Below are 14302 nucleotides of genomic sequence, written 5' to 3'. Positions count from 1 at the left end.
CATTCTGCCGTGCGAGCCCGATCGCCCCTCGGGCGGGCCTCATGGACGACCCTGCTCGTGTCGAGGTGCGGGGGTGGCAGTCGCTCCTCGTTCTTTCTCGGGGATGGGCCATCGCGGCGCTGCCGAGCCGTCCCGGTGGCGCTCGTACCAGTCGACGGCGCGGAGCACCCCGAGGTCGTCGAAGCGTCGCCCGGAGACCTGCAGGCCGATGGTGCGCCCGTCCGCGGTGAAACCGCAGTTCACCGATGCCGCGGGCTGACCGGACATGTTGTAGGGCACCGTGAAGCCGATGTGCGCCATGCCTTCGTCGTCGTCGCCCCACGGCATCGGCCACGCTGCCGGAAACGCCGTCATCGGTGCGACGGGGGAGAGCACGAGGTCGAAAGGCTCGGTGGCGGCGATCGTGGCCTGCTGGAGAGACATGATGCTGGCGTAGTCGCGCATGACGGACGGCCCGTCGACGTCGCGTACGGCGAGCACCCACCGCCGGATGAACGGGAGCACCCGCTCGCGGGCCTCCGGTGTCAGGGCGTCGAAGTCGGTGAGCGAACGCATCCGCCAGAACTCGTCGAGATCCCGCAGCATCCTCGGCGCCATGAACGGGGCCAGGGGCACCACCTCCGCCCCGGAGCCGGCGAAGAGCGCGGCGGCATCCTCGACCGCGTGCGCCACGACGGGGTCGACCGGCAGCCCGCACCCGGCATCGAGCAGCAGACCGATGCGCAGACGGGAGACGTCGAGGGGGTCTTGGGGCAGCACGGCGGCGAGGTCGGCGGGCGGGAGGCTCGTCCAGTCCCGCGGGTCGGGGCGGCTGATCACCGACAACAACAGCGCCGCGTCTGCGGCCGACCGCACGAGGGGGCCGGCCACTCGGCCGAGGTACGGGGCGTCGAGGGGGACGCGTCCGGCGCTCGGCTTGAGGGTCGTCAGGCCGAGCCAGGTGCCCGGCAGACGGATCGAGCCGCCGATGTCGGTGCCGACGTGCAGCGGCCCGTAGCCGCCAGCGGCGGCGGCACCGGCGCCCGAGCTCGAGCCCCCCGTCGTCAGGGAGGGGTCCCACGGCGAACGGGTGATGCCGTGCAGGCTCGAGACGCCCGAGCTGAGCATGCCCCAGTCGGGCATCACCGTGGAGCCGAGCACGACGCCGCCGGACTCCTCGATCCGCTCGACGACCGGGCTGCTCCGGGTCGGGACGACGGGCTCGACGCCGGCGTTGCCGGAGGGCATCGGGACGCCGGCGCGACCGAGGTTCTCCTTGATCGTCACCGGCACGCCGTCGATCGGCCCCGCGGGTTCACTCCTGCGCCAACGGGCCTCACTGTCGCGGGCGGCAACCTCGGCACCCTCGAGGTCGAGCCGCCAGAAGGCGTTGAGCAGAGGCTCCCGGGTCTCGATGACGTCGGCGACGTCGTGCAGCACGTCGACGGGAGAGAGGTCGCCCGAGGCGTACGCAGCGACGAGCTCGGTGGCGGTGAGGCTGGCCGGTCGGCCAGACGTGTGCGGCATGGACGTCCTTCCGCGGCGGTCGACCTCGCGCCGCCCGCTGGCGAGGAGATCGTGGCATCGGACCTGGTGCCAGAACGCTACCTCTCGCGGCGAGGCGTCGTCGGGGCGTGTGGACAACGCCGGTCGACTGTCACCGGTGGCGGCCATGCTCTTGGCATGCGCTTCGACGAGCTTCCGCGAGACTGGGCCCAGCGACCGATCACCGACCCCGACGTCTTCGAGGGGGTGGTCGACCTCATCGTCACCGAGCAGACGAGGTGCGACGGAGCGACCTACCTGCTGTTCATGCACGACAACGGGCGGCTGCTCCAGCCGATCTGCCTGCCCGACGAGCCGCGGCGCGTCGATGTCGGCCAGGTCCTCGAGGGCGTCGGGCTGCTCCTCTCCGAGATGGCGCGGCATGACGTGCACGACGTCGTCATGGTGATCGCGCGGCCCGGCCGGGCGGCGCCCACCCCTCGTGATCGTGACCTGCGGGCGGCGTTCGAAGGCGCCTGCCGCACGACTGGGTTCACCCTGCACGCCGTTGCGATCGCGGCCCCGGACGCCGTTGCGGCGCTGACGGCGGAGGGTGGCTGCGCCGCGGCCTGAGACGGACCGTCGGGGAACCGCGGAGTGGGTATTGACGCTGTGGCGTTCCCTGCGTCCTCGGGGGTGGGCGGGGTAGCGTCGTCGCGACCGCGCGACGCAACCCGTGGAGGACCGATGTCCCAGCAGGCCCACAGCAGTGGGAAGACCGTGACCCGTTCGTACCTGACCGGGGTCGGTGGCGCGTGGTGGACGGCCCTCGTCGTCGTGACCGCGCTGCTCGGCTTCCTCGGTCGCACCGACAGCGGCTTCTGGAGCGGTTTCCTGTGGAGCATCGTCGGGTTCGTCGTGGGCTCGCTCGTCGCCATCGCGGTGGCCGGTCGGCTCGTGCCGGCGCGGTCCGCGGACGAGGCGTTCGCGGATCTCGGCGGCTCGGGCGGTTGGGAGGGCGCGCGATGAAGTGGCTGCTCCTGATGCTGGCGTTCGTCCTCGGCGCTGCGATCACGTGGTTCCTCACCGTCAAGCACGCGAGCCGCACGGTGCAGGAGGGTGCTGGCGCCGCCGCAGAGCTGTCGGCGCCCGAGCCCACCCCGGTGGTCTCCCCGAGCGAGCCCGTGGCAGGAGCCGCGGGCGTCGCCGGAGGGGCCGACCTCGCCGCCGCGGCCGGCGCGGGAGTCCTGGCCACCGAGCCCGCCGAGACGTCGCAGAGGTCGCACGACGAGGTCGACGTTGACGCGGCTGGATTCGGAGGGCCTCACACGCCGCTCTCGGAGTCTCGGGGCGCGGCGGAGTCGTGGGATCGCAATGCCGAGGACGAGGACGCGCTGCTGTCGAGGGCCTCGGAGGACGACGCCGACGTCGCGCCCGTCGCAGAAGCGACTCCGAACGATGGCGCGGCCTCTGCCGTTGCACCGGTCGTCGACGCGACCCCGAACGATGGAGCGGCCTCTGCCGTCGCCCCGGTCGTCGACGCGACCCCGAACGGCGACCTGGCCGGAGTTGGTGATGCAGGGGCTGTGGAGGCCCTCGACGAGGCAGTCGAGGGGAAGGACGCAGGTTCGTGGGCGGACGAGGTGCCTGATGTCGAGCCGAGCTCTGCGGACGACCTGGACGCGGACGTGTCGGTGGCGCGAGCGACCAACATCGTCCCCGTCGCCGACGCCACCCCGAGCGGCGACGTCGCCGGGGTCGCTGGTCCCGGGGCACGGTCGACGCAGGGCGAGCTCACCTTCGACGAGCCGGATGACTCCGTCCGCCCGGAGGAGAAGCCCTGACCCGGCTCGCGCTCGTCACAGGCTCTCGTCACAAAGCCCCGTGTGCACTGGACGGTGCCCCGGCAACGCTCGCTGCACACACCACCAGGTCATGACGGCTCGGCGCGACGTCAGTGGTTGACGAGCACACCCTTCGCCTCACGCACCGTCACCGTGGTGGAGGGGCCGGGCACGGTCACGGTTGAGGGGATCTCGTCCCACGTCGACCCGTCGAGGCTGAAGTCGGCCCCGAAGGTGGTGTCGACGCGAACGGGGTACTCGCCCTTGGCGCGGTAGACGTGCGTGACGTCGCCGTCCGGGTAGACACCTCCGGTCGAGGTGGTGGGGCCCGTGCTCGAGCCGTCGCCGAACTCGTAGGTGAACCCGACCAGCTTCGGACGGATCTGGACCGGGATGCCCCGCAGGACCGACCGGTCGACCTCCCCGGGCTGGAAGCCGTGCGACGTCCAGTTGACCTTGTAGAAGGTGCGGAGGTTGACGAGTGTCGTGTTGCCGGCCGGCTGGCTGGAGATCTGCGGCTTCGACCAAGGCGTTCTCATGAACGCCGCCTTGAGGTCAGCCATCGTCAAGGTTGGCCGCGCCCCGGGAGCAACATCCGAAGCGCAGGTCAGCCCACCCATCTTCCACGGTTCAGTTACCTCGCCTGCGGTTACGGTCCGTCGCCAGATCCGAAGCAGCGGACCAATTTCGCCTTCGGGACAGTCACGAAGAGCGTGAGCGCACGAAACCTGCTCGGTTATCGTTTCGGGCCTCGCCTGAGGGCAATCGTTGAGCGAGAGGTACTCGTACCGAGGAGCGTCCGCAGGTAATTCGACGACGGCGCCACCCTGGTCTCCCGGTGTCTTGGGCAGGGCTAGGACCTCGGCACGCGACAGCAACTTGAGATTGGCTCCGTCAACGTCATTGAAGCAGTCATCGAACACGGAATCGCCGCAGGCCCAGACCTCGGGGGCGGTTAGTAGAGGGCCAGTAAGACCGAGTGCCAGAACTATGATCAGTCTGCGCGCCCTCGTCATTTCGCAACCTGCAGGTTGATCACGATCCAGTGCCCCTTGTACGCGAGTGTTGCTAGAAGGGCGCCGCTTCCAGCCTTGGTTCGACGCACCGTCTTCCCCGCTGTGTCGATCACGGGCACGCTGTTCTGAGTGACCGAAACAGCAACACTTCGCATCTTCGACGTGTACTCGTTGACATTGGCGCCGGTCGTCTCAAGTGAGGTCCCCTTATGGCGTAGGCCCTGCCGCGCTAGTTCCTGTGCACCCGCCTCAAACTCGCGGCATGCCTTGCAGGACTGTCCAAACAAGCCGTCGAGGGCATCCGGGGTTGCCTTGGTGAACCCCACGTTTACTTGGCGCATGAAGTACTCGGCAAACGCAACCGCGGCGTCAGGTGTCTCGGGTCGGGCGGCGGCGGGGATCTTGGCGATGATGGGGTCGACCGTCGCGGTGGGGCTCGGGGTGGCCGAGGTTGTGGTGGTCGTGGGAGCGGGGGAGCTCGTGACGGCCGAGGTCGACGGGGGAGTCGTCACCGCAGGACCGGGGTCGCTGCCCGTGCACGCACCCAGCGCCGCGAGCGCGACCGGGGCGACGGCGTACGCAAGGAGCGTGCGGTGTCGGTGCGGGCGTGCGGCGGCGGTCATCGGCGTCCCCTGTCGATCGTCGATCATCGTGCGGTTGCGTCGTCTGAGGTGCGTTGTGCACCCTTTGTTCCACGACGGCAACCTACGACGATCGTGCCGCACCCGCACGCCGAGCCCCGTCCGTCATCCACAGGCACCCCGGGTGCACCGAGCCGGGATGCTCGGGTGACAATGGTGGCGATTCGCTGCCGTCAGGGGCCGTTCGACGCTGCGATTACTGGGGTCTCACCGGCGACACACCCACGAGTTCGGAGCATGGGCGACCGGCAGGTAACCTTTTCGCGGTCCTGTGCGCACCTCCACGCGCGCAGTAGCTATGCGCCCTAGAAGTGGGCGTGCAAGGGAGCCCCATGTCTCGCACTGACACCGTCGACGTCAAGCGTTGGCGCGCCAAGTACGCCCTCATCGAGCGGGCCGCCGAGGCGGACAAGGACGCCCAGGCCCTCTTCGCCGAGCTCGACTCCGAGCGGGCCGCCCGCAACGGCGAGCTGCGCGAGATCCTCGCCGACCTCGTGGCCTCCAGCGACCTCGTCGCCTTCAAGGAGGCGATGAACCAGTGGACCCGCAAGGACGGTCCCTACGTCGGCTTCGGCCCCATCGGCGGCCCGTGGCTCGCCTCGCTCATGCGCCGCTCCGAGGAGGAGTACGCCGAGGTCGTCGGCCTGCTCAAGCTCACCCTCCAGACCCCGGCCTCCCCGCAGGACGCCGGCGACAAGCTCCAGGCCATGGAGGCCTTCCTCGCCCGCGGTGGCTCGCGCGGCCAGCGCGCCCCCGGACCCGGCCACACGGCATACGTGCTCTCGCTCTTCTGGTCCACCGACGACGGCGGCGAGTGGCCGCTCATGTGGGAGAACGCCCCGCACATGCTCCAGCGGCTCGGCTGGCTCGAGCGCGGCCTGAGCCACGCGGAGCGCTACGTCGCCTTCGCCGACCTCTGCGCGGCCCTGCGCCCCGAGGACCCGAAGTATGCCGCCCGCATCCTCTGGTACCTCAAGGAGACCGAGGCCTTCGTCGGGATCGCCCCCAAGGTGCTCGACGTATGCGTCGAGGCGGCCGAGATCGCGGCGGACTTCCGCCCGTCGACCGGCTACGGCGACGGCCGGCGAGAGGACCGCGCGGCCGATCTCGCACGCCAGCTGCGCGGCGAGGCCGACCACATCAGCGACAGCCTCATCGACCGCCTCTCCACCGAGACGGGCCTCTACCTCGAGGCCCCGACGCTCGCCCTCCAGCAGCACACGGGTGAGGACGCCGCCTACCGGTCCGACCTGTACGCCGCGTGGATCCTCGTCGGCGGCGCCGGCGCCCCCGGCTTCCGCCTGTGGGTCACCCCGTCGGGCGTCGCGTTCGGCCTCCACGGCGGCTGGGAGGGCGAGAGCGACCAGCAGCACCGCGAGGTCGGCACCATCGTCCAGGAGCACCTCCCGCGCGGCCTCAGCTTCCTGCGCGTGCACGAGGACGGCCGCACCGACCGGCTCGAGCCCGCCGGGCGCGAGTACCCCGGCGGCGAGGCCTTCGTCGGCCGCTGGTGGAAGGGCGACGAGGCCGTCGGACGCGCCGACTTCGCCGACGACGTCATCGCGACCGCGCGGGCCCTGACGCCGCTGCTGCGCTTCATGACCTCCAGCCAGCGCGGGCCCCTCGACGACCCCAGCCTCGAGCTCGCCTCCATGGTCGACCTCGACAGCGAGGTCGAGATCTTCAAGGCCGAGCGGCCCTACCCCAGCGAGCGCGACGCCTGGCACCAGGAGCAGCGCCGCGTCTTCGTCGCCTGCCTGTCGCGGGAGGGCCTCGAGGCCTTCGACCTGCCCACCTTCAAGCGGATCGTGTCGACGCGCGGCTACGGCGACATCGGCGCGCAGTCCGTCCTCATCAGCAGCATCAACGCCCTCGACGCCGCCGGCATCGACGAGCTGCGCGTCATGGTGCGCGACCTGCTCTGGGGCGAGGGGCGCGACGAGGAGCGGATCAACCGCGTGCTCGGCTCCGACGACGTCCCGGTCCAGGGCTTCGGCGAGAGCGTCGTGCTCAAGCTCTTCGCCATCGCGCACCCCGAGCACTGGCTGCCGCTCTTCGCCCTGGGCGGGGACTCCGGCAAGATCGCGATGCTCGGCCGCCTCGGCGGGCCGGCGCGCTGGACCGAGGGCAAGTCCCGCGGCCGCACGCACGTCGAGACCAACGCCCTGCTCAAGCAGACGCTCGACCCGCTGCTGCCGGACGACCCGTGGGGCCAGGCGCAGCTCGCGTACTGGCTCATGCGCCGCTCCGACAAGGCGCTCATGCCCGACCACGACGCCCTCGGCGAGGCCGCCGCGGAGCTGCTCATCGAGGAGGACTTCCTCCGCGAGATCCAGGGCCTGCTCGAGGAGAAGAAGCAGGTCATCTTCTACGGCCCTCCCGGCACCGGCAAGACCTACCTCGCCCAGCGGTTCGCGCAGGCGCTGCAGCCCGACCCGGCCAAGCGCGACATCGTCCAGTTCCACCCGAGCAGCAGCTACGAGGACTTCTTCGAGGGCTTCCGGCCGCAGATCGACCACCAGGGCCAGATGGTCTACGAGCTGCGCAAGGGCCCGCTCGCCCTCCTCGCGGAGGCGGCCGAGGCGGATCCGCTGACGCCGCACATCATGATCATCGACGAGATCAACCGCGCGAACCTCCCTCGCGTCTTCGGTGAGCTCCTCTTCCTGCTCGAGTACCGCTCGCACTCGGTCAAGACGAGCTACCGGCCCGACGAGGGCTTCGAGCTGCCGCCCAACCTCTACTTCATCGGCACGATGAACACCGCCGACCGCTCCATCGCGCTCGTCGACGCGGCCCTGCGCCGGCGCTTCGACTTCGTGCCGTTCATGCCGCACGACGGGCCGATGGAAGGCCTGCTGCGCCGGTGGCTCGAGGTCCACGACGGGCCCGTGTGGGTGGCCGAGCTCGTCGACCGCGTCAACGAGGACCTGCGCCGGGCGCTGCGGGGTCCGCACCTGCAGATCGGCCACAGCTACTTCATGCGCCCCGGTCTCGACGGCGACGAGGCCACCCTGCGCCGCATCTGGGACTACAACGTCTACCCCTTCATCGAGGACCAGCTCTACGGGCGCGAGCACGAGCTGGCCCAGTTCCGCTGGGAGAACGTCCGGGCCCGCTACGGCCAGTTCGACCTGACGAGGCCGTGACCGTGGAGTCGATCATCCGATGACCATCGAGCTGGCCCCGATCCCCGAGCACGGACGCTCGGGTCCGGTCCGGCTGTCCCGGGAGACCCGAGCGGCTCTCGTCGCGGCGGCGGGGGAGCGGCTCGTCATCCACGCGACCGCCGACCCCGACGTCGTCACGATCGGTGCGACGAGCTGGGTCGGGGCGCTCGCCGTGCCCGGCCTCGTCGTGCGCGTCACGCCGAAGGTGTCGGTCACGAACTTCTTCGCGATGCTCGGCGCGGGCGTCTCGCCCGACGCGTTCGACCACGAGCACGTGACGTGGAGCGACACCGACGAGCTCATCGACGGCGTCGCGTACTTCGCGATCCGGCTCATCGACTCGTCGACGATGCGCGGTCTCGTGCACGGCTACGTCCCGCGCGAGGAGCGGATGCGGACCATCCGGGGGCGGCTGCTCGTCGAGGAGTTCGCGCGCCGGCCGTGGAGCGCTGCCGAGCCGCAGTGCCGCTTCGACGACTTCACGGCCGACATCGTCGAGAACCAGCTCTTCCGCTGCACCCTGCAGGCGATGCTGTCGTGGCCCCAGCTCGCGCCGCACGTCCGCCGAGAGGCCCTGCGCGTGCTCGGCCGCTTCGACGGCGTCGCCGACACCCCGGCGACGAGGCACGCGGCGCCGCTGCCCATCACGCGGCTCAACGAGCACTACGAGGACGCTATGCGGCTCAGTCGCCTTGTCCTGCAAGCGATGTCGCTGAGCCACGAAGCCGGTGACCAGCAGGCCAACAGCCTCATGGTCGACATGGACGACCTCTTCCAGCGCTGGATCGCCCAGGAGCTGGACCTGCGCCTCGCCCCGCAGATGCGCATCGAGCGCGACGAGGACGTCTGGCTCGACGAGGGGCGGGCCGTCACGATGGCCCCCGACCTCGTCGTGCGCCGCGGCAGCGAGGTCGTCCTCGTCGGCGACGCGAAGTACTCGATGGGCGCCGACGGCTACATGGCCTCGCGCGACTACCTCGAGCTCGTCGCCTACACGACGGCCATGGGCCTGCCGACGGGCCTGCTCATCCACTGCAACAGCGACCGAGCGCCGGAGTCGGAGATCGTCATCCGCAACGCGGGCACCCGGATCCTCTGCCGTCCGATCCGTCTCGACGGCTCGTATGCCGCCGTGTGCCGTTCGCTCGATGCGCTCGCTGAGCTGGTGCGCGAGCTCGCTGACGCCCCAGGGGAGCTCGAGGTCCCCACCCTCATCCGCTCGCGCCGCTGACACGGCGGAGCGTGGGCTCTCGGGAGCGGATCGCCGCGCTGTCCGGAGTCGGGGCGCCCCGGTGTCCGGCAGATCACACCCCGATGGGGGAGCGTTGTGGACCAGTGACTACTACGCTGTGTAGTACCGACAGAGAAGCTGCCGGAACACACACCGAGTTCTGGAGTTGAGTTCCATGGGCACCATCCCGCGCGACACGCACACCGAAGGTAGTGCGCCGGTCACCACGCACGACCCCACCAAGGGCGTCGTCACCTTCCAGGAGGAGGTGGTCCGCTCGGCCGTTGCCCGTAAGTTCCTCGCTGGTCTGCGCATCGTGCTCGGCTTCACCTTCCTCTGGCCCTTCATGGACAAGCTGTTCGGGCTCGGCTACATGACCCCGTCGGCCAAGGCCTGGATCCACGGCGGCACGCCCGCCCAGGGCTTCATGAAGCACGCCGAGGGCCCGTTCGCCTCCTTCTTCAAGAACATCGCCGGCCCGTGGGCCGACTGGCTGTTCATGGCCGGCCTCCTCGGCATCGGCATCGCTCTCCTCGCCGGCGCCGGCCTCAAGATCGCCGCCTGGACCGCTGCACTCCTCCTGGCGCTGATGTACCTCGCCGAGTTCCCCCTCGGCACCACCGGCGTCTACACGAACCCGCTCATCGACAGCCACTGGATCGAGGCACTGGGCGTCGCGGTTCTCGCCACGACGCTCGCCGGGGACACCTGGGGCCTTGGCAAGTGGTGGGGCCGCCACGTCGGTAACGGCCTCCTGCGGTGAGTCGGGTCGGTGGCCGCGTCCCTGACCCGGCCACCAGCACGGGCCCTCGGGCCCGAGCAGCAAGGCGGTCCTCCTCGGAGGGCCGCCTTCCTGCTGCGTGCGGCAGACCCGGGCGGACCGACCCACGGTCGCGGGGACAGACGTATGCCGCCCGGCCGAGGCGGCCGGACGGCATACGTCGTCGGGATGGTGCGCGGTGACCGCTCAGCTCACGCGCAGGGTGACCGCCGTGGACGTCGAGGGGACGTAGGCGCCAGAGCCGTTGTACGTCGCCTTGACGGAGTGCGTCCCGCGCGAGAGGACGGGCGCCCACAGCGTGGCCCTGCCCTTGCTCACCGTCGAGGTGCCGAGCACGCGCGAGCCGTCACGGAAGGTGACGGTGCCCGTGGCCGAGCTCGGCGATAGGGTCGCAGTGAGCACCGGCCGCCCGCCGTAGCGGTAGGCGCTGCTGCTCGACGAGATGCTCGTGTGGCTCGACAGCCCCTTGACGGTGACGACGGCGGACGCCGACGTGCTGCCGGCGAGCTTCGCGTCACCGTTGTAGCGCGCGGTGAACGCGTGGGCCCCGCGGCCGAGGCTGCTGCTGAGTGGCAGGACCGCCTTGCCGCCGCTGAGCGACACCGTGCGCACGACCTTGCCGCTCAGGATGAACATGACGGTGCCCGTCGCGGTGGACGGGGACACGGTCGCCGTGAGCGTCGAGTGCCCGCCATACGTGTAGCTGGACGGGCTGGCCGTCAGCTTCGTGGTCGACGTCGTGCGCACCGTGACGACCTTGGCCCGGGAGCCGTCGGTGTTGAGGTGGTGCAGCAGGAGCAGACCCTGCGGCTTGTCGACAGCGGCGGAGGCCTCGTCACGTCGGACCTCGAGCTTCTCGCCGGGGAGGTCGCTGTTGAGGAGGGTGCCGAAGTCCCCGTAGGCCGACAGGCCGGGGGAGGCGAGGCTGATCGTCATCGGCTTGGCGGCCGAGCCGACGGCGTCGACGGCGGAGCCCTGGGCGAGCGAGCTGACCCAGTAGCGGACCTTCGGTGCGGCACCCGTCACGAGGCCGGCGTTCTGGAGGACCTCGACCGAGACGGGCATGACGAGCGAGTCGCTGTTGAAGACGTTCGTGTCGAACGACCCGTCGACCCCGTTGACGAGCTCCTGGTCGAGAACGTCACCGAAGCCGGCACCCGGCCGCAGGTCGACGAGCTCGGCCACGAAGTAGTCGTAGTCGTCGGTCGTCGACAGCCGCGTGTTGTAGACCGCGGCGTCGGCCGTGCCGTCGGCGTTCGTGTCGAGGAAGACGTCGAACTCCGTGGACGTGGCAGGCGTGCGCCACGGGCCGTGGGTGTTGATGCCGAAGGTCAGCATCGACGTGGCGAGACCGAACACGGGTGCGTCGGTGGCCGCACCGACGTAGCGCAGGTCGGCCCCACGGTCGTCGGCGGTTGCGTTGCAGTCGACGACGCGGGTCGACGAGCAGTCAGCGCGGCGCGGGCTCGTGCCCTGCAGCTCGAACGTCGAGACCGTCGAGACGTACGACGTGGTGTCGGTGCCCTGGTCGATGCCGGTGCCCGTGAGCGGCAGCATCGAGGTGGCGATGCCCGCCGGGAGGCCGGACTGCTTGGTCACCGTCGTGCTCGAGGGCGACGACATCGTCGATGCCGCGCGCGGAGCGGACCAGACCGGCACACGCAGCGTGCCACCGGACGTGCCCTGGACCGGCTCGAGCAGCATGCGGCCGCTCGCGTCGGCGCGGTAGCTGCGCTGGATGCCGATCTCGAGCGGGTCGGCCACGGTCGTCGGGTCGGCGACGGCCCGCAGCGCCGAACGCGTGAAGGTCGCCGTGACCAAGACGTCGACCGAGCCGTTGCCCGGGACGCGGACCTGCGACGGGCTGAAGGAGTACGTCACACCCGGCGTCGGGTGGGCGGCGTCGTAGGACAGGACGTAGGCCGCCGACGTGACCGGGCGCTTGTTGACGATGCGCACGGTCTTCGTCAGGGTCTGCGTCGGGGCGGTCACCGCGACGGGACCGAACGAGACGCTCACGGCGCCCTTGTCGTCGGTGACGTACGCGAGCGTGCTCGTGCCGACGGCCGCGTCGGCGACGACGCGACCGGCGCCCACCCGCTCGGGACCGTAGACGTCGCCCGTGTGGTCGGGACCGACGAAGACGTCCTGGGTCGCGGTGTTCATGATCGAGGCCTTGACCTCCTCGACCGTCCACGTCGGGTGCGAGCCGCGCACGAGCGCGGCCTCACCGGCCACGTGCGGCGACGCCATCGAGGTGCCGCTCTCGGCGATGCCCTCGTTGCCCGTGCCGACGGCAGCGGAGAAGGTCGTGACACCGGGAGCCGCGACGTCGGGCTTGACGCCACCGGCCACCCCGACGCCACGCGACGAGAAGCCGGCGAGCTGGTCGATCGCCTTGGAGTTGCGGATGGAGACGCCGTTTCGGAGGTCGTTCGTCATCGTGACGCGGACCTCGTTGGACGCGTCGAGCTGCGCCTTGATGGCCACGGTCGCCTGGTTGACGGTGAGCATCGCGGGGATGTCGGCGTCGCCGGTGACACCGGCCGAGAAGGCGTTGACGTCGCTGCCGTAGATGACGCCGACGGCGCCCGCGTCCTGCGCGAGCTGGGCGCGCGCGGCCGAGCCGCAGCGACGACCGGTGCCGTCGAGCCACATCTGCAGGACGACCTTGCCGGTCACCTTGGCCTGGTCTGCCAAGGAGTAGGGCGAGCAGCCGTCGGTGTTGTTGCCGGCGTTGGGGTCTTGCGACCAGTCACCGACGGTGACGACCGGGACGTTCGTGACGCCGGGCTCGGCGGTCCAGTCGTAGGCGACCGACTTGAGAGCGGCGAAGACGTTGTCCTGGGTGCCGTCGACCGTGTCGGCCGGCTCGATGCCGGCGGGGGAGTCGACCTTGAGGCCGTCGACGACGTCGTTGCCGTCGTCGGACGCGGCGACCGCGAGCACGCGCGGCGCGTTGCCCGGGGATCCGCCGACCTCGTAGACGTCGCCGGAGTTGCCCATGGAGGCGACGACGACGGTGCCGAGCGCGGCGAGGTTGTTCGCGGCGACGGCGTCGGGGTCCTGGGGCGAGCCGTAGGAGCTGCCGAGCGACATGTTGACGACGTCGAGGCGGTCGGACAGGTCGCCGTCGCCGTTGGGGTCAGCCGCCCAGTCGAGCGCCTCCCCGACGACGTTGGTCGAGCCGTCGCAGCCGAAGACCTTGAGGGCGTAGAGGCTCGCCTCGGGGGCGACGCCGGGGCCGATGTCGAGGCTGGCCGGGTCGATGTCCGACGCGTAGCCACCGGACCACGTCGTGCCGTCGGACGCGACGCCGAGACCGGCGGTCGTGCCCGCGACGTGCGAGCCGTGGCCGTTGCAGTCGAGCGGGTTGGGGTCGGGCTGCGGGTTCGGGTCGTAGGTGTCCGAGGTCGGGTCGGCGTTGTAGGCGTCGCCCGCGAAGTCGTAGCCGCCGACGACCTTGGCGGTCGGCGTGAAGGTGTTGGAGGCGCTGGCCGCGGTGAATGCGTCGACCGTGCCGGGGCCGTCGAAGTCGGCGTGGGTGTAGTCGATGCCGGTGTCGATGATGCCGACGCGGACGCCCTTGCCCGTCTGCGACAGCGCCTTCCACACCTTCGGCGCGCCGATGAGCGGCACGGAGGAGGAGTTGGTCGGTGCCTTGGGCGTCAGTCGGTGGATCGCCTTGACGCCGGGGATGCCCGCGAGGGCGGTGAGCTTCGCGGCGTCCGTGCGGACCGCGATGCCGGCGTATGCCGCGTGCACCTTGTAGAGCGTCCGTGCCTTCGTCGCCGTGGCGGCGAAACGGGACTCGACGCCCTTCTGGGCTGCCTTGACCGCCGAGGTCTGGGTGCGCGCCGCGCTCTTGGCGGCAGCGAGGCCGCGCCCGCGGGCCTGACCGAACGCCGTCGTCGCGGGTGCGGCGTCGAGCTCGATCATGACGTCGACGGGGCCGGTGGCCTTGCGCAGGCCGGCGTCCACCTTGTCGCCCGCGGCCACGCGCTGCGTGCCGAGGCCGAGGGAGCCGGCGCTCGTGACACCATCGGGAACCGAGGCGTTGCTGCGGTGCTTGACGGACGGGTCAGGGCTCGCCGACACCGGCGTGGCCCCGAGGGTGGTGGCGGCCAGGGCCGCGATGGCTCCTGCACTCACCGA

The 14302-nt window shown here is 70.8% G+C and carries 10 protein-coding genes; 6 read left to right on the top strand and 4 right to left on the bottom strand.

Translation table 11 applies throughout. The features are described 5' to 3' along the window. Positions 1-39: 39 nt before the first annotated feature. Positions 40-1506, bottom strand: coding sequence for an amidase (locus AC1DW8_RS17580; RefSeq protein ID WP_478095339.1), 1467 nt, complete (start codon positions 1504-1506; stop codon positions 40-42). 156 nt (positions 1507-1662) lie between these two features. Between AC1DW8_RS17580 and AC1DW8_RS17575 the strand changes: the two genes are divergently transcribed. From AC1DW8_RS17575 to arfC, 3 genes are all read left to right on the top strand, one after another. After that, positions 1663-2097, top strand: coding sequence for a hypothetical protein (locus AC1DW8_RS17575; RefSeq protein ID WP_478095338.1), 435 nt, complete (start codon positions 1663-1665; stop codon positions 2095-2097). 114 nt (positions 2098-2211) lie between these two features. Beyond that, positions 2212-2493, top strand: a complete 282-nt coding sequence (gene arfB / locus AC1DW8_RS17570; RefSeq protein WP_478095337.1) for a channel accessory protein ArfB — start codon at positions 2212-2214, stop codon at positions 2491-2493. After that, a complete protein-coding gene (gene arfC, locus AC1DW8_RS17565; RefSeq protein ID WP_478095336.1) occupies positions 2490-3308 on the top strand; it encodes a channel accessory protein ArfC in 819 nt (272 codons plus the stop codon). Before arfB ends, arfC begins: the two co-directional genes overlap by 4 nt. A 110-nt stretch (positions 3309-3418) precedes the next feature. Here arfC and AC1DW8_RS17560 read toward each other — a convergent pair whose 3' ends face one another. Continuing rightward, positions 3419-3847, bottom strand: coding sequence for a PKD domain-containing protein (locus AC1DW8_RS17560; RefSeq protein WP_478095335.1), 429 nt, complete (start codon positions 3845-3847; stop codon positions 3419-3421). Between the two features lie 473 nt (positions 3848-4320). Beyond that, complete coding sequence (locus AC1DW8_RS17555) at positions 4321-4974, bottom strand: hypothetical protein (RefSeq protein ID WP_478095334.1); 654 nt, start codon at positions 4972-4974, stop codon at positions 4321-4323. A 323-nt stretch (positions 4975-5297) separates the two neighbouring features. Between AC1DW8_RS17555 and AC1DW8_RS17550 the strand changes: the two genes are divergently transcribed. The 3 genes from AC1DW8_RS17550 to AC1DW8_RS17540 all read left to right on the top strand — a co-directional run bounded on the left by AC1DW8_RS17550 (position 5298) and on the right by AC1DW8_RS17540 (position 10129). Continuing rightward, entirely contained in the window at positions 5298-8114 is a 2817-nt protein-coding gene (locus AC1DW8_RS17550) for an McrB family protein (RefSeq protein WP_056776151.1), read from the top strand. Between the two features lie 19 nt (positions 8115-8133). After that, positions 8134-9366: an McrC family protein gene (locus AC1DW8_RS17545; protein ID WP_056776153.1), complete on the top strand. Its 1233-nt coding sequence runs from the start codon at positions 8134-8136 to the stop codon at positions 9364-9366. A 175-nt stretch (positions 9367-9541) separates the two neighbouring features. Further along, on the top strand, positions 9542-10129 hold the full coding sequence (locus AC1DW8_RS17540; protein ID WP_082619794.1) for a DoxX family protein: 588 nt from the start codon (positions 9542-9544) through the stop codon (positions 10127-10129). A gap of 204 nt (positions 10130-10333) precedes the next feature. Here the strand turns inward: AC1DW8_RS17540 and AC1DW8_RS17535 are convergent, their stop codons facing one another. After that, entirely contained in the window at positions 10334-14299 is a 3966-nt protein-coding gene (locus tag AC1DW8_RS17535) for a S8 family serine peptidase (RefSeq protein ID WP_478095333.1), read from the bottom strand. Positions 14300-14302: the final 3 nt, after the last annotated feature.

This window comes from Terrabacter sp. P2_E3, assembly GCF_056403915.1.
Note: the sequence above shows the minus strand (reverse complement) of the source record. Positions and strands in the feature narration are given on the sequence as shown.

Bases quoted from the DNA above. Each gene is read 5' to 3' on its own strand.
- arfB (WP_478095337.1), top strand. From the start codon at position 2,212: ATGTCCCAGCAGGCCCACAGCAGTGGGAAGACCGTGACCCGTTCGTAC.
- AC1DW8_RS17560 (WP_478095335.1), bottom strand. From the start codon at position 3,847: ATGAGAACGCCTTGGTCGAAGCCGCAGATCTCCAGCCAGCCGGCCGGC.
- arfC (WP_478095336.1), top strand. From the start codon at position 2,490: ATGAAGTGGCTGCTCCTGATGCTGGCGTTCGTCCTCGGCGCTGCGATC.
- AC1DW8_RS17555 (WP_478095334.1), bottom strand. From the start codon at position 4,974: ATGATCGACGATCGACAGGGGACGCCGATGACCGCCGCCGCACGCCCG.
- AC1DW8_RS17580 (WP_478095339.1), bottom strand. From the start codon at position 1,506: ATGCCGCACACGTCTGGCCGACCGGCCAGCCTCACCGCCACCGAGCTC.
- AC1DW8_RS17575 (WP_478095338.1), top strand. From the start codon at position 1,663: ATGCGCTTCGACGAGCTTCCGCGAGACTGGGCCCAGCGACCGATCACC.
- AC1DW8_RS17540 (WP_082619794.1), top strand. From the start codon at position 9,542: ATGGGCACCATCCCGCGCGACACGCACACCGAAGGTAGTGCGCCGGTC.
- AC1DW8_RS17545 (WP_056776153.1), top strand. From the start codon at position 8,134: ATGACCATCGAGCTGGCCCCGATCCCCGAGCACGGACGCTCGGGTCCG.
- AC1DW8_RS17550 (WP_056776151.1), top strand. From the start codon at position 5,298: ATGTCTCGCACTGACACCGTCGACGTCAAGCGTTGGCGCGCCAAGTAC.